This window comes from Flavobacterium macrobrachii, from assembly GCF_014486675.1.
Taxonomy (GTDB): Bacteria; Bacteroidota; Bacteroidia; order Flavobacteriales; family Flavobacteriaceae; genus Flavobacterium; species Flavobacterium macrobrachii.
Window position 1 is genome coordinate 45393 of sequence record NZ_JACTAC010000004.1, and the last position, 22055, is coordinate 67447.

The following is a 22055-nucleotide window of genomic DNA, read 5'->3' on the forward strand; positions in this document are numbered from 1 at the left end:
TCATCAAAACAAATCTTAATTCATTAATTTTCAAATAGATTATTTTTAGATTATTTTTAGATTGTTTTCTAATACTAAAGTTTATTTTTTTACGTTAATTTGAAACCTGACAATTATCAAAAATTGAAAAGATTATTTTTTATACTCCTTTTTATTCTTTGTAGCCAAAATCACTTTGGTCAAAATTTCTATTTGAAAATAACTTCCGACAAAGAAAATGAAGTTAAAACAATTGATTCTATTGGATACAAAACAAAACACTCGAGTGTAAAAAGCATTCTAGATGAAAATACTCTGTTTACAAAAAAACTCATGCAGCTTGGTTTTTATCATTTTCAAGAATTGGAAAACAAAAAAGAAAACGACTCGGTTTTTAGATTTCATTACAGCATTGGAAAACAAATAAAATCATTACATATATATATAGGTAGCAAAAATGAATTTAACGAATTGCTTCCTGACGAGAATCCAATTAAAATTCAAGTAGCCGAAAGCGAAGCTTTTCTGAATACGATTATAAAAAAACTAGAAGTCAAAGGATATTCCACGAGCAAAGTTTCGTTAGAAAACATCGAACGCGAAAATAACTTTATTAAAGCCAATCTAAAAATCGATACCGGTAAAAAAAGACAAGTCAACAACATAGTGATTAATGGCGTTGATAAATTTCCGGAAAGTCACAAAAAGTATTTAATTCGATTATACAAAAACAAAGTTTTCAATCAACAAACACTTGAAAAAATCAACAACGACATCGAAAAATACCGTTTTGTAAAACAAACCAAATATCCTGAAATTTTATTTACTCAAGATTCTACTAAAATATATGTTTATTTAGAAAAAGCCAAAGCAAATTCTTTTGACGGCTATATTGGTTTTACTAATGATGAGCAAGATAAAGTGGTTTTCAGCGGTTATGTCGACCTTATTTTAAACAACGTTCTTAATTCGGGCGAAAAACTTTCGCTATTTTGGAAAAGTGATGGTCAAGAACAACGAACCTTTAACCTTGGTGCCGAAATTCCATATATTTTCAAAAGTCCTTTTGGAATAAAAGCCAATTTAAATATTTTCAAACAAGACAGTACTTTTCAAAATACGCGAACAGCTTTGGATTTAGGTTACTATTTCAACTACACCACCAAAGTTTATATTGGTTATCAGTCCAATGAATCGAGCGATATTCAAAACGCAAACACCTTCTCGTTAAGCGATTTTGAAAGCACATTTTACACCACAGGATTTGAATACACCAACTTCAAAATTGATGATTTTATTTTTCCTGAAAAAACTTTTTTCGAAATCAAATTTGGAACAGGAAAACGAGAATCAAACATCGAAAACACCAATCAGTTTTTTGGAAATCTACTTTTTAGGCATAATCTCTATTTAAACGATAAAAACATCATTAATATTAAATCGCAGAATTTCTATTTGCAAAGCAATACCTATCTAGTCAACGAACTTTTTAGATTTGGCGGTATCAATTCCATTCGCGGATTCAACGAAAACTCACTTCAAGGAAATCTATTGACTTCCATTTTAACCGAATATCGCTATGTGCTTTCGCCTAGTCTTTATGCACATTCCATCGTTGATTATGGTTATTATAAAGACAACACTTCGAATACCGGCGACACTTTATTAGGACTTGGATTTGGCATTGGACTTCAAACCAAAAACGGATTATTCAACCTAATTTATGCCAACGGAAGCACCAAAGAACAAACCGCAAAACTATCTAATTCGATTGTTCATATCAGCTTAAAAGCAAACTTTTAAACTCTTAAACACATAACCTTTTATACTTCTTAAAAAAGTTTACCTTTGCCGCATGGAAAAAGAAAACCAAATCTTCGGAATTAGAGCAATAATTGAAGCCATTTCGGCTGGAAAAGAAATCGACAAAGTCTTTATTCAAAGCGATGCACAAGGCGAATTGATGCAAGAATTAATGAAAACGATGAAAAAAAACAGCATCAATTTCAGTTACGTTCCTGTAGAAAAATTAAACCGATTAACACCAAATAATCACCAAGGTGCAGTGGCAACCATTGCTCCTATATCATTTATAAAACTGGAAACTTTAGTTGACAGCGTTGTCGAGAGCGGAAAAATGCCATTGTTTTTAATCCTTGACCAACTAAGCGATGCTCGAAATTTTGGTGCCATCATCAGAACAGCAGAATGTACAGGAGTTGATGGAATTATAGTTCAAAAAACAGGTTCGGCTCCAGTAAATGGTGATACCGTAAAAACCTCTGCAGGAGCAGTTTTCAATGTGCCAATTTGCAAAGTTGACCACATCAAAGACGCCATTTTTTACCTCCAAGGAAGCGGAATCAAAACCGTTGCTGCCACCGAAAAAACAGAAGATAGTATTTACAATATTTCATTAAACGAACCCGTTGCCATCATCATGGGAAGTGAAGATCGAGGCATCAATCCATCAGTTTTAAAAATTGTAGATGCCAAAGGAAAATTACCAATGTTCGGCACAATCGGTTCGCTCAATGTTTCCGTAGCTTGCGGCGCGTTTTTGTATGAAACCGTTCGTCAAAGAAGTTAAAATTTAAAGATAATTTGAAGCGAATCGCTCGGGTTTTATCAATAAACTTTTTTCCCGCTTTTCGTTACAATAAAAAATGCTTCCAAACCATGGAAGCATTTTTTATTTTCTCTTCAATCGGGGCTAAAAAAAAACAACTATTCTGCTTTTTTGTTATCGTCTGTGGTTTGTTTAAAAACATAAATATAATTTACTTTTGGCGGAAAAACTTCTTCCTCAATAACCTCAAGTTCTTCTGGTTTTGGTGGATTTACAAAGTTTCCATTTTCGTCAAATCGTTTCATGAATGCATCTTCCATTGGATTGAAATCGGGTTTTTCCCATTCGTATTTTATGGATTCTTTATAATCGGGTGTTTTGAACAAAACCGCAAAAGCAAAACCAGTTAAAAACCCAGCCAAATGTCCTTCCCAAGAAATAGATTTTCCCAACGATAGTTCTTCGCTTGGAAAAACATACCAAACCATTCCGCCATAAATCATTACAACTGTCAACGACAAAGCCATCAATCGGAAATATTGCGTCATCATTCCTTTAAAGAAAATGAAGGAAACCAATACATAAATTAATCCGCTAGCGCCAATATGATACGAACTTCTACCAATAATCCAAGTGATTAATCCCGAAAACAATATGCCATAAAAAAGCACTTTCAACGAAATATCGCGATAGAAATAAATCAAAGCTGCCGTTAAAATAAATAGAGGAAAACTGTTATTGGCAATATGTGATAAATCGCCATGCAAAAACGGACTGAACAAAACACCTTGTAATCCTGAGAACGTTCTCGGGAAAATTCCGTGTTGTACTAAATTGATATTAAATTTATGTTCAATAAAAAACACCAACCAAATTAGTAGCAACAAAAATGTTGGTACTATCCAAACCGAAGGTGTAAATTTAAAATGGTTGATTTCGTTATTATGCATTATGTTAAAACACTTAGACTAGTTTGGTGCGTTTATGGTTTATCAAAAATACAACCAAAAATTATTTAATGCTATTTTGTCAGTTGACTTTGATTTTTAACCACAAAGTTCACAAAGAAAGCGCAAATTTCACAAAGTTTAAAAAGTAGCCAAAAGTTTGGATCTAGCCGCGATGGAAGTGGAAATCCTTTTATGAATTGCCACGGGTTTAAACCCGTGGCAATTCATAAAAGATTGAAACGAACAGCGGGAAAATGATTTAAAAAATGCCTTAATGTTTCGCTCCAAAAAAAATTAAAAACCTTATTTTTACGCCATGGAAGCACCACTTGCAGAACGCATCAGACCGCAACGATTGGAAGATTACATTAGTCAGCTACATTTAGTTGGCGAAAATGGCTCGTTAACGCAACAGATTTCGAGAGGAATTATTCCGTCAATGATTTTTTGGGGTTCGCCAGGAACGGGAAAAACGACTTTAGCTCAGATTATTGCGAAGCAAAGCAATCGTCCGTTTTATGAATTGAGTGCGATAAATTCAGGAGTTAAGGACATTCGTGATGTGATTGAAAAAGCCAAACAAAGTGGTGGATTATTCACAGCAAAAAATCCGATTTTGTTTATTGATGAGATTCATCGTTTTAGTAAATCGCAACAAGATTCACTTTTGGCAGCGGTGGAAAAAGGTTGGGTTACTTTGATTGGTGCCACGACCGAAAACCCAAGTTTTGAGGTTATTCCGGCGTTATTGTCACGTTGTCAGGTGTATGTTTTAAATCCGTTTTCTAAAGACGATTTGCTGGCTTTGTTGGACCGAGCAATGAAAATTGACAGTGTTTTGGCGAAAAAAAAAATAGAAATCGAAGAATCCGAAGCGTTATTAAGACTTTCTGGTGGCGATGGACGCAAACTATTAAATATTTTTGAACTGGTTGTAAACGCAAGCGCTGAGGACGAAATTTTGATTACCAATCAAAAAGTGTTGGATTTGGTGCAGCAAAATACCGTTTTATATGACAAAACCGGCGAGCAACATTATGATATTGTTTCGGCGTTTATCAAATCGATTCGCGGTAGTGATCCAAACGGTGCAGTTTATTGGTTGGCTCGAATGATTGAAGGTGGCGAAGATGTAAAATTCATTGCGAGACGAATGTTGATTTTGTCTAGCGAAGATATTGGAAATGCCAATCCAACAGCTTTTATTATGGCAAATAATACGTTTCAAGCGGTTTCGACCATTGGAAATCCTGAAAGTAGAATTATTTTGAGCCAATGCGCTATTTATTTGGCAACTTCGCCTAAAAGTAATGCAAGTTATATGGCCATTGGCGAAGCACAAGCTATTGTAAAACAAACTGGAGATTTATCGGTTCCGATTCATTTAAGAAATGCGCCAACTAAATTGATGAAAGAATTGGGTTATGGTGAAGAATACCAATATTCGCATAATTATCCGAACAATTTTTCGGAACAGGAATATTTACCCGATGAACTTAAACAAACTGCTTTTTACAAACCAGGAAACAATGCTCGTGAGAATGAGTTACGTACTTTTTTGAAAAATCGCTGGAAGGATAAGTATGGGTATTAAAAAAGTTGCGGGTTTCGAGTTTAAAGTTTCAAGTTAAAACCTAATATTTATGGGTTCTGAAACTAATTTTCCATCGACATAGTTTTCAAAAAACCATTTGCCGTTTTTGGTTATTACTATTCCTTTTTCGTCTCCTCTAACTGCAATAAAAACACCTTTTTGTGAAGTATTGAACAATCGCATGATTACTCGTGGATCACTATTTACAATTTGAAAACCGTTGATAATAGGTTGTGCAAAAAAGAAAAGTTCAGGATTTTCTGGATTGGTTTCAAGGCTGTAAATTTTGTTTTCTTGCTTTGGCTCTGATTTTTCTTCTGTACTATTTGAAAGTTCATTACCGCCATTGTATTTGTAATTTAAGGTTTCAAATGATTTTGAAGCATCTCTAAATGCTTGTGTATACGATTTTTGAAAATCTTTTTCTTTGCTTTTTCCAATAGCAGATTCATAAACCACATTGTCTTTGCAATCTTTCAAAACGATTTTAAGTTTAGTCACTAACATCCCATTGTCTTCAACAACATCAGCAAAAAGTGCTTTACATCTATTATTAGCAATTTCTGTTGGCAATGCATCATCCATCATGAAAACTTCAAAACCATATTTTTGAAATAACATTTTCGTTAAAGTATTCATGTTATACTTGTTTGGTTCTTTTAAAAAATCGAATTTTGAAGGGACTACAACATATTTATAGTCGTTAACACTTTGTGCAATAGTCGTACTGAAAACAAAAAAGGCAATCAATAAAAGGTATTTTTTCATAATTATATTATTTTTTTTAGTTCCAAAAGATGGTTGATTTTTTCAACATTATTTGAAGTATTTGTATTTTTTTCGTCAAATAAAATCGCTCGCATTCCAAAGTTGATTGCGCCTTGAACATCGGCTTCGATACAATCGCCAATCATAATCGAGTTTTCTTTATTTGTTTTAGCCAAAGATAGGGCAAATTCAAATATATTTCGATGCGGTTTTTTAACTCCAGCTTTTTCGGAGTTGGTAATGGTTTTAAAATAGCTTTCAATACCTGAGTTTTTAAGCTTTCGGGATTGAACCTCGGCAAAACCATTGGTTATGATATGCAAATTGTATTTGGAAAATAAATACTCCAAAAGTTCTTTTGCTCCATCGAAAAGCAAATTGTTATCTGGCAAAAACTCAATGTAATCAACTGAAATTTGGTCGATTTCTTCATTTGAAATGGTATAATTCAACACGTCAAATGTTTGCTTTAATCTTTGATAACGTAGTTCTTCGTGAGTAATTTTATCGACTTGATACAACTTCCAACAAGCTTGATTTATTGGTGCATAAATTTCTACAAATTGGTTGGTATCAATCGTTGGATGATTGGCTTTAAAAATTTTATCAAATGCTAAAACAGAATTTTTATCAAAATCCCAAAGCGTATGATCGAGGTCAAAAAATATATCGGTAATGGTATTCATATTTTAAAAAATTCCTTCGTCTTGAAAACTGTAAAATCCAATTTCTGTGATAATAATATGGTCAAGTACTCTAATATCAAGTTGCTCACCTGCCAATTTTAATTTCTTGGTGATTTCTTTATCGGCATCACTGGCTTGTAACTTTCCAGAAGGATGATTGTGTGTTAAAATTATGGAAGTGGCATTATTCTCTAAAGCGGTTTTAAAAATTAATCGAACATCAACAATAGTTCCTGTAATTCCGCCTTTGGACAGTTGTGATTTATAGATTACTTTATTGGAATTATTGAGATACAATACCCAAAATTCTTCGTGTGGCAATTCGCCAATTATGGGTTGCATAATTTCGAAAACAGCCTTACTTGAAGTTATTTTGCTAAGTTCAACTGTTTCTTCTGCTCTACGTCTTCGTCCTAATTCTAATGCTGCAGCGATAGAAATGGCTTTTGCTTCGCCTATTCCTTTAAACTCCATCAATTGTTTTAACGATAGTTTGCCTAGAGCATTTAGATTGTTATCAACGCTTGCGAGGATTCTTTTGCTCAGTGAAACGGCACTTTCGTTTCGACTTCCTGAACCAATAAGAATAGCTACCAACTCAGCATCGCTCAAAGCTTGTTTGCCTTTAAGCATTAGCTTTTCACGTGGCTTATCGTCTTCAGCCCAGTTTTTTATGGAGAAATTTTGTTCCAAATGTTATACTAAAAAAGTGATTATTACGTTTTGTAAATAAAAAGCTAAATATATGAAACGATTTTATTTTTTGCTAATTGGATTGGCGTTTTTTACATGCAGTCAAAATCAAAAAGAAGTTAAAACGATAGCTAATCCAAAAATATTTGAAGAAAAACTTTCCAATGCTGCCATTTCCATCATTGATGAAAGTATTGTTTACACACCAGATTATGTTTCGATAAAATATCCAAATGGTGATGTTCCTTCAAAAACCGGAGTTTGTAGTGATGTTGTCATTCGTGCTTATCGAAAACTTAGTATTGATTTGCAAAAAGAAGTTCACGAAGATATGAAAGCTAATTTTTCAAAATATCCAACCAAATGGGGTTTGAAAAAAACAGATACGAATATTGACCACAGAAGAGTTCCAAATCTTGAAGTTTTTTTTGAACGAAAAGGTAAAAAGTTACCTATTTCTAAAAATGCTTCAGATTATAAAACTGGCGAAATGGTTACTTGGATGATTGGCGGAAAATTACCTCACATTGGAATTGTTACTCATAAAAAATCTTCTGATGGAAAACGACCACTTTTAGTTCACAATGTTGGTGGCGGACAAGTGCTTGAAGATTGTTTGTTTAATTATGAAATTGTTGGGCATTTTCTATATAAGAATTAAGATTAGCGATTTTCTAATGATTTAAAAAACTTTCATCCAATCTAAAACAATTGTAAAAGACACAAACAATAGAAAGGCAATAATTACCAAACAAATTACTAAAATAGTAACAGCTACTAATCTGTTTAAATGGCTTTCATTTAAATTTATAAATGTTAACCACTTTTCTTTTAAATACCTTATACTCGTTTTTATTTCTATTATAAAAATAATTAAAGCTAGTATGCTGATAATTTTCTCAAACATCTTTACTTCATTAATCCTTTAACGTCATCAAAATTCAATCCGCCGTAATTTCCAGAACTCATTAATAATAATGCTGAATTATCAAAGTTTTGACTAAATAAAAACTCTTTAAAATCAGCTGGATTGGTGTAAATAATTAAGTCTTCTCTTTGGAAAGATTGCGCAATTTGATCGTAAGTTACTTCTTCTAATTGTTTGATTTTTACAGCATCGGGCGAATAAAAAACTACAGCAACATCGGCTGCGTCAAGTGCGTTTTGATATTCTTTTAGAAATTCTGCGTTCAAACTACTATAAGTATGTAATTCTAAACATGCAATCAAAGTTCTATCTGGATATTGATTCTTAACTGCTTTGGTAGTTGCAGAAACTTTACTTGGTGAATGAGCAAAATCTTTGTAAGCTACTTTTCCTTTTCCTTCGGCAATTTTTTCTAGACGTTTGCTTGCGCCTTTAAAACTGGCAATGGCTTCGTAGAAATCAGCTTCGTCAACACCCATATTTTGGCAAATCCATTTTGCTCCAGCAAGATTGTTTAAATTGTGCGCGCCAAAAACTTCTATTGGCATTGGTCCTTCTGGAGTTTCTAGCAATGTTGTTCCGTCTTCAACGGAATAATTAGGTGTTGCATACGGTAAACGTCTTATGGTATTTGTAGTTTCTTCGGCAACCTTTTTAACGGTTTCGTCTTCTTCATTATAAACCAGAATTCCACCTTTCGTTATTTGATTTACAAAAATTTCAAATTGTTCTACGTAGTTTTCAAAGGTTGGAAACACGTTAATATGATCCCAAGCAATTCCAGAAAGTAATGCGATATTTGGTTGATACAAATGAAATTTAGGTCGTCTGTCTATTGGAGAGGACAAATATTCATCGCCTTCAAGAACAATAAAATCGTTGGTTTCTGTAAGATGAACCATTGTATCAAAACCTTCAAGTTGCGCTCCAACCATATAATCTACTTCGATATTATGGTAATGCATTACGTGCAAAATCATTGAAGTTATGGTAGTCTTTCCGTGCGAACCACCGATTACTACTCGGGTTTTATTTTTAGATTGTTCGTATAAAAATTCGGGATAAGAGTAGATTTTCAAACCTAATTCTTTTGCTTTCAATAATTCGGGATTGTCTGCTTTGGCGTGCATTCCTAAAATAATGGCTTCAATATCTTGAGTTATTTTTTCGGGAAACCAACCCATTTCAACTGGCAATAAACCTTTCTTCTCTAAACGTGATTTTGATGGTTCAAATATCGCGTCGTCGCTTCCTGTAACTTGGTATCCTTTATTGTGTAATGCTAGTGCTAGATTGTGCATGGCTGCTCCGCCAATGGCTATGAAATGTGTTCTCATTTGTAAAGTTTATGAGTTTATGAGTTTATGAGTTTATGAATTTTAGACACAATGCCTTGTAAACTTATAAACCCATAACCTTTTAACCTACTTTTCGAATTGTTCTTTTAACTTAGTAGCTTTGGTTTTGTCTTTTAATTTGTTCAAATATAAATTATATAATTTTTGAAACGTGGTTTTAGAGTTACCAATTTCGTGTGCTTTTATGTAACTTATTTCAGCTTTTTTATTTCTATCGAAGTATTCATCAATATAACCTTGTGACAAATAGCCATCGACTTTTGAAAGTGACATTAATTCATCAGAATACTTTTGTGCTTTACGCTCGCTACCACCAAAAATCCCTGGTAATCGTAGATATAAAGTTACTAAAGCATGGCGAGCATCAATATGTTTTTTATTTAATTCTATGGCTTTTTCAAATGCTTCTTGCGCTTTGTAAACCATTCGAAGCGATTCCATATTTTTCTTTAGAGAAGCCTTCATACCTAGTCCGCCACCATATTTATACCAATAATTTGCTTCTGATGGTTTAAGTGTTTTTAACTTATTATAGTAGTAGATACAGTTGTCCCAATTTTGTAAATGTCCAGCAATATCGCCAAGATATTCTATAGTTTTTAGATCGCTTGGACTAATTTTTAAATGGATTTCAAACAATGGTTTAGCTTGCTCCCATTTTTTTTGGTCGAATAATTTTTCGGCCTTTTCAAAGTCCGATTGTGCTATCATGTTTATTGATATAAGGAGAAATAAAAAAGGTAGCATTTTCATCTTTTATTTTTTTTTCAAAAATAATAAAATGGAATTGGATTTTAATGTATGTAATGAAGAAGTTAACAAAAAATCAATTCGTTTATCTTTTAGCCCCGATTGTAGTGGAAATCCTTCTATTAATTGCAACGGGTTTAAAACGTGGTAATTAATAAAAAGATTGAAACGGAAAGCGGGAAAATGTATTGCTGATAAATACCGAACGATTCGCTCCAAAAGAATTATTTTACTTCTTTTAAATAAAATCATTGTTATTTACAAGTGTTTCCAACCTTTTTACTATTTTTAGTATCTATCATAGATAGAAAACACATTCTTATGAAACATATTTTTACGACTTTAGTCTTTTTTTGTTGCTCATTTATCTTTGCTCAAGATTTTAAAAGTGAATGGAAAGAAGTCATTCAATTTGAATTGGACGGCAAAATTAAAAGTGCTCACGAAGCGGTAAACTCTATTTATAAAAAAGCTAAACGTAAAAAAATTAATGAACAAATCATTAAATGTTTTTTCTATCAATCAAAATTCTTGCAAGTAAATGACGAAAATTATCAGGTAAAAGTTATTGAAAATCTAACTAAGGAAATTAAAAATTCTACAGATAGTAAAAAGGCAATTCTAAACTACATCTATGCTTCGATACTATCTAATTACTATCAAAATAATCGATACGCAATTGATAACCGAACCGATGTAAAAAACAATAATTCAAAAGATTTTAAAACTTGGACAAAGAATGATTTTCAAAAAGAAATCAGCAAAACCTTTGCTACTCTTCTAACAGACGAAGACCAACTTCATAAAACTAAACTGAAAGATTTTGAAAGTATTTTTGAAATTTCGCCTTTCACAGATGGAAAATCGATTAGTTTGTATGATTTTCTTCAAAAAAAGGTAATTGATTATCATTTTCAAAACGCATATTCATTGCATAATGAAAAATACAAAGCTATTTTCACTGAGTTAATCAAGAATTCTGATGAATTTGTTGCCTTTAAAACTGATACTATTTCAGATGGAAATTTGAAAATGATTATTGAAATTTTCCAAAACAACGAAAAATATTGCCTAAAAAACAACAACCAAGACATTCATGTATTGCAATACAATCGAATGAAAAAGTTTTACAATTACATTAATGATAAAACTATATATTTTTCAAAACTAACCGATTTAGAAAGCAAAACAAAGAACGAATATTTGCTACAAGACATCAAACTTGACGTGGCAAAATATTATTTTTCAATTTCTTCTAAAGAAAAAAACGAAAATCATTATCCAAAAGTTTTAACGCTTGTCGATACCATTTTAAACCGAAGAGATAATCCAAATGCTAAAGCGGAAGCCGAATCGCTAAAATCAGATATTCTGAAAAAGGAAATTTCACTAACTATTACTGGCAAAATTTACCCTAATCAAAACTATCGTGCCTTTGTAGAATACAAAAACGTTGACACTTTACAGGTCAGCTACTACAAAATTCCATTGGCTATTTTCAACAAACTTGAATCAAAATACAATTACTATTACAGAAGTACAAACTCACCATCAATCGACAGAGATTCATTGGTTTTAGCTTACATTAAAAACAACAAACCTTTACTTTCTACTCTGAAAACGTTACCATCAAAATCGGATTATTTTGAATATTCCACCGAAATTTTGATGGATAATTTAGACATTGGATTATACTTAATATTTTGTGAAACTAAAAATCCGCATCATAAAATAAGAAAAGACTTTGCCTATAAAACAATGCAAGTTTCAAATATTGAGTTCGTTCAAGAACAAAAAAATGACTTGGATAACTTTTATATCTTAAACCGAAAAACTGGTCAACCGCTTGAAAATGTAACCGTAAAAAACGACACCGAAACACAAAAATCCAATAAAAATGGAGAAGTTAAGTTTAATACAGTAGATGATTCTTATCAAAATCGTTATTCTGAATTGCTTTTTACCAAAGAAAAAGATACGCTAATTCACTCTTATTATAAATCAGTAAAACTCAATAATGACAACGAAAAATATGAAGCAAAATCGATGCTTTTCTTTGACAGAGCAATTTATCGTCCGGGACAAAAAGTGTTTTTTAAAGGTTATATATTTCAAAATAAAAATAACGTAAAAAGCGTTGTTCCTTTTTTGACTGTTCATGTTATTATTTCTGATGCTAATGACAATGAAGTTAAAACATTTGATATCCAAACCAATGAATTTGGAAGTTTCACTGGCGAATATGATATTCCGAAAAATGTTTTAACTGGAGAATTTTCTATTTCAATAGAAGAACCAGATGATACTGAAATAGACACAAAATATTACGACAAAAAAGAAAACGAACATTTGTTTTGGGATAAGGTAGATTATGATGAATATCCTGAATTTAGTTTCAAAGTTGAAGAATACAAACGACCAACCTTTGAAATTACTTTTGACGAAATCACCGAAAATTATACTATTGGCGATAAAATAACTATTAAAGGAAATGCCAAAACACTTGCTGGAAGCAATCTAACCAACGCTACAGTTGATTATAACGTTACCAAAAGTTTCCGCAAAAAAAATCAATATTTCAATGATGATGAAGACGAGATTTTTGATGAAACCACAACCGATGAAAATGGAAATTTCAAAATAGAATTTATTGCTTCTACGGACAATATTTCTGTCTCTGAAGTGGAAACAATAAACTACACCATCGAAACCGAAATCACCGATTTGAATGGTGAAACTCGAACCAAAAAATCTTCAATGGTTGTTGGACAAAAAATGCTAAAATTAAGCTGTATTGTTGCTTCACAATTAAAACAAGAAGAAAAAAACACCTTGCAGATTAAAGTGACTACTTTAAATAATTTTCCAATAAAAACAAAAGGAACTATCACTTTTATAGCACAAAATCAAAATCATTTTCTAATTAAAAGAGAGCTTTTTCCTGAGTTGCATTCTATCAGCAAAACGGAATTTGAAAAATTATTTCCATACGAAGCTTTTGATAAAAAAGACACTGAAATTGTAGAAAAGAAAATAAAAACCATTCCTTTTGACACCGAAAATTCAACAACAATAGATTTGGATTTTCTAAAGGATTTTGAACCAAAAAAATATAAAATTTTGGTAGAAGCCAAAGACCAAAAAGGAAACGAAATCACCACAGAAGCTTTCTTTGAACTGCTATCAACAAAGAAAATGGCAAACAAGGAAAAGCTTTTCACTCTTAATCAAATTGAAAGCGATAAAAACAATTTTGTCTTCGAAATTCAATCTGTTATTCCTGATTTGTTTATTACATCTCGAATGTATGCCGATGAAAAAAACCAATCACAAACTGTAATCCAATTAAAAAATGGTTCTGCGCTAGTCAAATTCCCTAAAAAAAATAGTTATTCTACTGATGTTAATTTTCATTTTTCTACGCTATGGGAAAACAATTATTTTGCAGACGAAATCACCATTTCAAAAGACGAAATCGAAACCAAACTCGATTTTGAAGTCATCAGTATGCGCAATAAAATTGAACCCGGAAGCAATGAAAATTGGTCGTTTTTAATAAAAAATTCCAAGTTGCAATCCGAAGTTTTAGCCAGTATGTATGATACTTCGCTGGATCAATTTGCTACAACCGATTGGGATAAAATCACATTTTACAACCATAAATCGCATCCAAGTGTAATCTACCAAAGACCAAATCGATATGAAAACACTATCCGTTTTGACAATGCCTATCTTATTACAAAATATTACAAAACCTATACTCCAAATCCTGAATTAAACTGGTTTGGATTTGACTTCAATGGAAAAAACAAATATGCAAACGAACGATATTTAAACTCTGTAAAACCAATTGCTACGGTTCCAAAAAATGCCAAAACAGTTTATGGGGTAGTTTCCGATAAACTTGGACCACTTCCCGGAGCAAATGTAATTGTTAGTGGTACAACTCGCAGCACACAAACTGACTTTAACGGTTATTATGAAATTGAAATGGAAGCTGGAGAAAGTCTTGATATTTCGTTTACTGGTTATAATGCCATTTCTATAAAATATGAAAAAGAAAAAAACATCAATGTTACTTTAGATGAAGGTGCAAGTTTGCGAGAAGTTGTGGTTGTTGGTTTTTCTACACAAAAAAAAGAAAATTATGTAAGTGCCGTAAGAACAATTATAGAAGATGATTACGCTATAACTTCTTTAGATCAAATGTTGCAAGGGAAAGCTTCGGGAATACAAATTGTAGCAGCCAGTGGAAAACTTGGTGCTGCTGCAAGAGTTATAATACGAGGAAATAATTCCAATGACGAAAATGCTAGACCTTTATTTGTGGTTGATGGCGTTCCAATGACAGAAGAAGAATTTAGTAAAATAAATCTAAACGATATTAAAAATATGGCGGTTTTAAAAGATGCTTCGGCAAAATCGCTTTATGGTTCGCGTGGTGTAAATGGTGTAATTCTTGTCAATACTAACAATGGATTGCAAGCCTTGGAACAAGTAAAAACCCGAACTAATTTTAACGAAACAGCATTCTTCTTCCCTAACCTAACCACCGATTCCAAAGGAAATATCAATTTCAGTTTTACTTCACCAGAATCGTTGACAAAATGGCGTTTGCGAATGTTTGCGCACAACAAAAAGACGGAAACAGGCTATTTTCAGACGGATGTTATCTCGAAAAAAGATTTGATGGTTATGCCAAATATGCCTCGATTTGTGAGAGAAAAAGATGTTATCAATCTAGCAACTAAAGTGGTTAATATGACCAATGAAACCAAATCAGGAAATGCTGTTCTGCTTCTTTTTGATGCAGCAACTAACAAAGCAATTGATACGTTAACGATGAATACAAACAATGTTAAAATATTCAATTGCAAACCCAAACAAAGCGTAGTTGTCAATTGGACAATAACCATTCCTGATGGCATTCAAGGTTTGCGTTACAAAGTAATAGCCAAATCGGGGAATGTTAGCGATGGCGAAGAAAACATTCTTCCGGTTCTAACCGATAAAATCTTGATTACTGAAAGTATTCCTGTTTGGGTAAAAAGCAACTCGAAGCGCGAATTTACTTTGGCTAATTTAAAAAATAACATGTCAACCACGCTACAAAACCATGCGTTAACGTTTGAATACACTTCAAATCCTGTTTGGATAGCGTTGCAATCGTTGCCTTATTTGATGACGTATGAACACGATTGTGCCGAACAAACTTTTGCAAAATATTATGCCAATTGTATTGCGGAAAAAATTATTTCTTCTAATCCAAAAATTGAAAAATTATTCCAAAAATGGCAAAACACTAAATCGGTTGCCAGTAAATTAGCAATGAATGAAGAACTAAAATCTATTGTTTTAGCCGAAACACCTTGGTTGCTTGATGCTGAAAGTGACGAAGAGAAAAACAAACGATTAGCGATTTTAATGGATTTGAACACACTGAAAGAAAACAACGAAAAATCTTTGAAAAAACTGGAAGAAAAAATGTTGCCTTCGGGTGGATTTCCTTGGTTTAGTGGCGGAACGGAAAACCGATATATTTCGCAGCACATTCTTTCGAGAATTGGTCATTTGAACAAATTATTTCCAAACGATAGCTTGAAATACAAAACGATTGTTTCCAAAGGAATTCCGAATTTGGACAAACAATTTGTTTCGGTTTATTCCAAAAACAAAAAGATTTTCCGTCCCGAAACCGTTAACCTGAACTATTTATATACCAGAAGTTTTTACATAAATGAATATCCTTTATCCAAAAAATGCGATTCTTTAATTCAACTTCAATTAAAACATTCGAAAGAAGATTGGTTGAATTATTCGCTTTATGAAAAAGGCTTGTTGGCTTTAATCATGAATAGATTTAACGAAAAAGCTTTTGCCAAAAAAATCATCTCTAGCCTGAAAGAAACAGTTTCTAACAATGATGAAATTGGAATGTATTGGATAGAAAATACTTCAGGTTGTTATTGGTATCAATCAAGTATTGAAACTCAAGCGTTATTGATTGAAGCCTTTGCCGAAATAGATTATAACAAAGAAATGATTGATGCAATGAAAGTTTGGTTGATTAAAAATAAGCAAACGGATAAATGGTCAACTACAAAATCGACTACCGAAGCCGTATATGCATTGCTCAACTATGGAAGTGATTGGACGTCGTTAAAAGAAAATACCAAAATTACAATTGGTGACGAAAAACTGCTCACTAAAAAACTAATTTCCAAAGACGAAGAACAACAAACCGGTTATTTAAAAGTTCAATTTACAGCTGATGAAATAACTCCAAAAATGGGAACGATTACAATAAACAATAAAACGTCTGCACCAGGATTTGGTGGCGTTTATTGGCAATATTTTGAAAGTTTGGAAAACATTAAAAAAGATTCCACTCAAGCGATTGCTATTGATAAAAAATTATTCAAAAAAATAAAAACTTCCAAAGGCGATGAATTGGTTAGCGTTACGGATGAAACACTAAAAGTTGGCGATTTACTAACCGTTAGACTAATCATTAAAACCGAAAACAATTTGGAGTTTGTGCATTTAAAAGATTTAAGAGCTTCGTGTTTAGAACCTGTAGATGTAATTTCGGGATATCAATCAAGCAGCAATTGTAGTTATTATAAAAGCACGAAAGATGTTGCTACGCATTTCTTTTTTGATGTTTTAAACAAAGGAACTTATGTTTTGGAATATGATTTACGTGTGACCAATTTGGGTTCGTTTAATAATGGTATTTCTACGTTGCAAAGTATGTATGCGCCAGAATTTTCTAGTCATTCGGAAAATATCAAGATTAAAGTTGTGGAATAAATATATAATTCCTAACAGGTTTTTGAAACCTGTTAGGTTTAAATGTTTACAAAAAATCAATACAAATACCGTTTAGCCCCGATTGTAGTGGAAATCCTTTTTATTAATTGCCACGGGTTTAAACCCGTGGCAATTAATAAAAAGATTGAAACGGAAAGCGGGAAAATGGATTGCTGATACATCCCGAACGATTCGCTCCAAATTACTTTTACAGTTGGCTTTAAACCTGACAGGTTATTGAAACCTGCCAGGTTTAGAAATAAAAAAACTCCGAACTAATTGTTTAGTTCGGAGTTTATGGTTTAAACCAAAAAGGTTATGAAAACCTTTCAGGTTGGATTATTTCACCAATGTCATTTCGTCAACGATGTGTTTTGCGCCCGAGAAGTTCTCGATTACCCACAATACGTAACGAATATCTACGTTGATGGTTCTTTGTAATTTTGCGTCGAAGATTACGTCACCTGCCATTGCTTCGATGTTTCCGTCGAATGCAAGACCGATTAATTCTCCTTTTCCGTTGATTACTGGCGAACCTGAGTTTCCTCCTGTAATATCGTTGTCAGTCAAGAAATTCACGTGAAGTGAACCGTCTTTGTCAGCATAACGACCATAGTCTTTGTTCTTTTGCATTTCAAGAACTTTTACTGGTAAGTCGAATTCTTGATCACCTTTTTTGTACTTTTTAACCTGTCCAGCTAAAGTTGTGTAGTTATTGATAGTTGCATCATTACGCTTGTCTGCTGGTAATGAACGAACTTTTCCATACGTTAAACGTAATGTTGAATTAGCATCTGGATATTTGATAGTTCCAATTTTAGATTCTCTCAAACCTTCTACTAAAAGACGGAATCCTGCTGAATAATCGTTTTGTGCTTTTGCAATTTCGTCTGATTTTGTGTTGTAATGCGTTAACATATCATTCGTTAACGTGTATAATGGATCGTTTTCAAGCATTGCTTGGTTTGGTAAAGCTAAAAACGCTTTAATTCTATCCATTGAAGTGAAGATACTTAAATCAAACGCTGCGTTTACATATTTTGTAAAATCGTTGTTGTTTTCTTCAGCCAGTTTTTTAACTGATGGTGCAATGGCATAACCTGTAGCTTTTGTAGCATATAATTTTAACTGAGCAGCAAGTATGTCTTTTTCCGCTGGAATGTGAATTTCTTTGTACATTTCAGTAGCCATTTCTTCGATAGCTGGAGCAAGTTGAGCACGCTTTGCAGCATCTGCTTTTACATAAGCATCCATTTGACGACCTAATGTTCTTCCGATAGTTCCAAAAGAAGTCGTTCTGAACAATTGCATCATATAGTTGTCGTGTCTTGATTTTTCGTTAGTTAACGCATAAAACTTGTTGATGTTGTCAACCGCAGTTCCATATTTTGCTTTGTTTGCTGGTTTGTTTGCCCAAGCATTGAATTTTTTTTCTTGTGCTGCTTTTGTTTTAGCTGTACCAAATTTTGATAATGCATCAATCATTCCTTGACGGTTTTTCCAGTAGTTGGCCGTGCTAGCATATTTAGAAGCATACATTAAATTGATTGCTTCGCTTTGATCCATGTATTTTTTCATTCCGTCCATACCTGTTTTTGCACCTTCAACCCAAGCAGGATAAGCAAACTTCACGTTTTGCTCAATTCCGCTTGCTGGCATCCAACGGTTGGTTCTTCCTGGATATCCTAAAATCATAGCATAGTCGTTCTCTTTTACACCACCAATGTTTACTGGTAAATAGTGCTTTGGTTTTAAAGGAACGTTGTTTTCTGAATATTCTGCTGGCGAACCATCAGCGTTTGCATACACACGGAACATAGAGAAATCTGCCGTGTGACGTGGCCATTCCCAGTTGTCTGTATCACCACCAAATTTTCCTAAACTTTCTGGTGGCGTTCCTACTAAACGAACGTCTTTATAATCTTGGTACACAAAATAGTAGTATTCATTTCCTTGAAAGAAAGGACGAACGGATACGGTATATTTTCCACCTTCGTTGTTTTCTTTTTCAATTTTTGCAATTTCTGCATTGATTGCTTTTTCTCTATCAGCTTCGCTCATTCCTGGAGTTACTACTGCCAAAACTCTTTTAGTACAGTCATCCATTCTAACGAAGAAACGAACAAAAAGATTTGAAGGTTTCATTTCTTCTTTTCTATTTGCTGCCCAGAAACCATCTTTTAAATAATTTTTTTGCTCTGATGAAAGTTCAGCAATAACATCGTATCCACAGTGGTGATTGGTTAATACTAAACCATCTTTTGAAACGATTTCAGCAGTACAACCTCCGTTAAATTGAACGATAGCATCCTTTAAACTGTGGTTGTTGATGCTGTAGATTTCTTCGGCTGTAAGTTGTAAGCCCATCTTTTGCATGTCGCGGTGGTTTAATCTTTCAATAAACATTAAAAACCACATTCCTTCGTCAGCTTTTACGCTCATTGGCATAAGCATAATCCCTGCAATTAAGGAGAAAATAATTTTTTTCATTGTAAAAAAATATAATTAGTAATTGTTTGAACACTAATAGTCTAAAATATTTTCAAAATGTTACACTTTGAAACCAAACTAATAGTGGTGCGAAGATACTTTTTTTTAACGAAATGAATTTAAAATTTTGTTAAAACGAAATCGATTTAGTTTATCGTTATTTCAAAAAAAATCTATCTCAAAAATTCTCTGCCGTTGTAGTGTAAAAAACAATCTATTAGTGTTTAAAAGATACATTAAACTTAAAGAATAATTTACTGTCCTATTTTTAAATTATTTTTTTGACTTTTTTTATTTTTTCTACAACATAAAATCATTCGGTGACGACATAAAATTATCCGTTGACGACTTAAAATAGTTCATTTTGAGAATAAAATTTGTTCTGGTTAAAGAGTAAGTAATAATTAAAACCAATAATATTTTGATAAAAAAGCAAAAATGATTTTACTAAAAAAATATTGGTTTTAATTATTACATAAAATGTATTGTAGAAAAAATTAGTACACTATCAACAACTTGTTATAAAAAATTTATATTTGCAAATATTTGATTACATTTTTTTTTGTGTAAATACATTTTACTTTAAAATTTTACAATAAATAAATAAAAAAAATTTAATAGTCGGAAATACCGAAACAGCGACACTAAAAATACTGAAAGTAGGTTTAATAATTAATCAATTAAAGTTTATGAGAAAAAAAGTTTATTTATTAGCAGGTTTATTTTGCATGTCATTTCTATTTAACAGTTGTGGTGTGATGTTTGGTGGAAGTAAGTATAACGGTACAATTAAAGTAAAAGACAAACCAAACGCAGAAATATTTGTTAATGGTCAAAAATTAGGTAATGGACAAGCCACTAGTCTTTTTTCAAGAAATCAACCATTAGTTGTTGAAGTAAAACAAGAAGGTTGCCCATCTAAGACTCAAACTTTTGATAAATCTTTCAGAACTGGAAACTTTATACTTTCTGCATTATCATTTGGACTAGTTGGAATTGCTGTTGATTTAGGAACAGGTGCGTCTTATAAACCTGCTCACAACTCTAACTCAGCAATTAAAAAATTGAGTGACAAAAATTATGAGTTTGAAGTTGATTACTCAGAATGTAAAAAATAAAAAAGTTAACTAATTAAAACCTCACTAATAGTGAGGTTTTTTATTTAAAATAAACGTTTAATTTGTCATTCCATAAGAATTTCACACCGTTTTGAGATTCCTATGGAATGACAATTTTAAGGAGAAAATTATCAAGAAAACAAAAAATCCCATCTTGCGATGGGATTTTGTTTTATAGTCCGTGGCTGTTTTCGGGTTGCTCAGTATCGATGTTGAGCATTTGCCAAAGTTTATCTTTTAGTTCCGTTAATCCTTGATTGGCAACTGAGGAAATAAACATGTAAGGTATTCCTTTAAACGATTTATCCAATTCTTGTTTCATTTCAGCTTTGAGTTCGTCGTCGAGCATATCGCTTTTTGAAATTACTATCAATCTGTCTTTGTCAAGCATTTCTGGATTATATCTACGAAGTTCGTCTAGCAAAATATCGTATTCGTTTTTAATATCATCGGCATCGGCTGGAACGAGGAATAACAACGTTGAATTTCGCTCTATATGTCGAAGGAAATAATGACCTAAACCTTTTCCTTCGGCTGCGCCTTCTATAATTCCAGGAATATCAGCGATTACGAACGATTGAAAATCGCGATAGGCTACAATTCCAAGATTGGGTTTTAATGTCGTAAACGGATAATCGGCTATTTTTGGTTTGGCTGATGTTAAGACAGACAGTAAAGTTGATTTTCCAGCATTTGGAAAACCTACTAAACCAACGTCTGCCAATACTTTCAATTCTAGAATTACATCTAGCTCTTCAACTGGCATTCCTGGTTGTGCATAACGCGGCGTTTGATTGGTTGAACTTCTAAAATTCCAGTTTCCTAATCCGCCTTTTCCGCCTTTTACTAGAATTCTTTCTTCACCGTGTTCGGTTATTTCAAATAGAATTTCCTCGGTTTCTTTGTCGCGAACTACGGTTCCAAGTGGCACTTCGATGATTTTGTCTTCGCCGTCGTGTCCTGTACTTCGTGAACTTCCGCCATCGCCACCATGACCAGCTTTGATGTGTCTAGCAAATTTTAGGTGAAATAATGTCCAAAGTCCTTTGTTTCCTTTTATGATTACGTGTCCACCACGACCACCATCGCCACCATCTGGTCCGCCTTTTTCTATGAATTTTTCGCGGTGCAAATGGGATGATCCTTTTCCTCCTTTTCCTGAGGAAACGTATATTTTTACGTAGTCAACGAAATTACCTTCGGTCATTGTTTTATTCTTTATTTTTATGGCTAGCTTTTTAGCCCTGATTGTAGTGGAAATCCTTTTTTAATTGTTTTGTCCTGAGACAAGGTCAGAATGACAAAACAATTAAAAAAGATTGTAACGAAAAGCAGGAAAATGGTTTATTTTTTGCCCGA

14 protein-coding genes are annotated in these 22055 nt (G+C 32.8%); 6 read left to right on the forward strand and 8 right to left on the reverse strand.

Features of this window, described 5'->3' with window-relative positions; genetic code table 11:
• The first annotated feature begins 192 nt into the window (after positions 1–192).
• Positions 193–1782 (forward strand): BamA/TamA family outer membrane protein, encoded by a 1590-nt coding sequence (locus IAI56_RS02135; RefSeq protein ID WP_239107000.1) that lies wholly within the window; start codon positions 193–195, stop codon positions 1780–1782.
• A 52-nt stretch (positions 1783–1834) separates the two neighbouring features.
• Positions 1835–2569: a 23S rRNA (guanosine(2251)-2'-O)-methyltransferase RlmB gene (gene rlmB, locus IAI56_RS02140; protein WP_187656294.1), complete on the forward strand. Its 735-nt coding sequence runs from the start codon at positions 1835–1837 to the stop codon at positions 2567–2569.
• A 137-nt stretch (positions 2570–2706) separates the two neighbouring features.
• Here the strand turns inward: rlmB and IAI56_RS02145 are convergent, their stop codons facing one another.
• Positions 2707–3498 (reverse strand): rhomboid family intramembrane serine protease, encoded by a 792-nt coding sequence (locus tag IAI56_RS02145; RefSeq protein WP_187656295.1) that lies wholly within the window; start codon positions 3496–3498, stop codon positions 2707–2709.
• A 316-nt stretch (positions 3499–3814) separates the two neighbouring features.
• Between IAI56_RS02145 and IAI56_RS02150 the strand changes: the two genes are divergently transcribed.
• On the forward strand, positions 3815–5092 hold the full coding sequence (locus IAI56_RS02150; protein WP_187656296.1) for a replication-associated recombination protein A: 1278 nt from the start codon (positions 3815–3817) through the stop codon (positions 5090–5092).
• Between the two features lie 33 nt (positions 5093–5125).
• Here IAI56_RS02150 and IAI56_RS02155 read toward each other — a convergent pair whose 3' ends face one another.
• The 3 genes from IAI56_RS02155 to radC are packed head-to-tail and all read right to left on the reverse strand — an operon-like array spanning position 5126 to position 7239.
• Entirely contained in the window at positions 5126–5860 is a 735-nt protein-coding gene (locus IAI56_RS02155) for a hypothetical protein (protein WP_187656297.1), read from the reverse strand.
• Positions 5861–5862: 2 nt separating this feature from the next.
• Complete coding sequence (locus tag IAI56_RS02160; protein ID WP_187656298.1) at positions 5863–6546, reverse strand: YjjG family noncanonical pyrimidine nucleotidase; 684 nt, start codon at positions 6544–6546, stop codon at positions 5863–5865.
• 3 nt (positions 6547–6549) lie between these two features.
• Positions 6550–7239: a RadC family protein gene (radC, locus tag IAI56_RS02165; protein ID WP_187656299.1), complete on the reverse strand. Its 690-nt coding sequence runs from the start codon at positions 7237–7239 to the stop codon at positions 6550–6552.
• Positions 7240–7291: 52 nt separating this feature from the next.
• On the opposite strand from radC, the gene IAI56_RS02170 reads away from it, so the two are divergent.
• A complete protein-coding gene (locus IAI56_RS02170; protein WP_187656300.1) occupies positions 7292–7900 on the forward strand; it encodes a DUF1287 domain-containing protein in 609 nt (202 codons plus the stop codon).
• A 248-nt stretch (positions 7901–8148) separates the two neighbouring features.
• Here the strand turns inward: IAI56_RS02170 and IAI56_RS02175 are convergent, their stop codons facing one another.
• Complete coding sequence (locus IAI56_RS02175) at positions 8149–9504, reverse strand: UDP-N-acetylmuramate--L-alanine ligase (RefSeq protein ID WP_187656301.1); 1356 nt, start codon at positions 9502–9504, stop codon at positions 8149–8151.
• Between the two features lie 87 nt (positions 9505–9591).
• Complete coding sequence (locus tag IAI56_RS02180; RefSeq protein ID WP_239107001.1) at positions 9592–10236, reverse strand: tetratricopeptide repeat protein; 645 nt, start codon at positions 10234–10236, stop codon at positions 9592–9594.
• Between the two features lie 360 nt (positions 10237–10596).
• Between IAI56_RS02180 and IAI56_RS02185 the strand changes: the two genes are divergently transcribed.
• Positions 10597–17088, forward strand: coding sequence for an alpha-2-macroglobulin family protein (locus IAI56_RS02185; protein ID WP_187656303.1), 6492 nt, complete (start codon positions 10597–10599; stop codon positions 17086–17088).
• Positions 17089–17427: 339 nt separating this feature from the next.
• Here IAI56_RS02185 and IAI56_RS02190 read toward each other — a convergent pair whose 3' ends face one another.
• Positions 17428–19578: a S46 family peptidase gene (locus IAI56_RS02190; RefSeq protein WP_187656304.1), complete on the reverse strand. Its 2151-nt coding sequence runs from the start codon at positions 19576–19578 to the stop codon at positions 17428–17430.
• Between the two features lie 689 nt (positions 19579–20267).
• Between IAI56_RS02190 and IAI56_RS02195 the strand changes: the two genes are divergently transcribed.
• Positions 20268–20696 carry a hypothetical protein gene (locus IAI56_RS02195; RefSeq protein ID WP_239107002.1) on the forward strand — a complete coding sequence of 143 codons (429 nt, stop codon included), beginning with the start codon at positions 20268–20270 and terminating at the stop codon, positions 20694–20696.
• A 172-nt stretch (positions 20697–20868) separates the two neighbouring features.
• On the opposite strand, the gene obgE is transcribed toward IAI56_RS02195, so the two are convergent.
• A complete protein-coding gene (obgE, locus tag IAI56_RS02200; protein ID WP_187656305.1) occupies positions 20869–21903 on the reverse strand; it encodes a GTPase ObgE in 1035 nt (344 codons plus the stop codon).
• Positions 21904–22055: the final 152 nt, after the last annotated feature.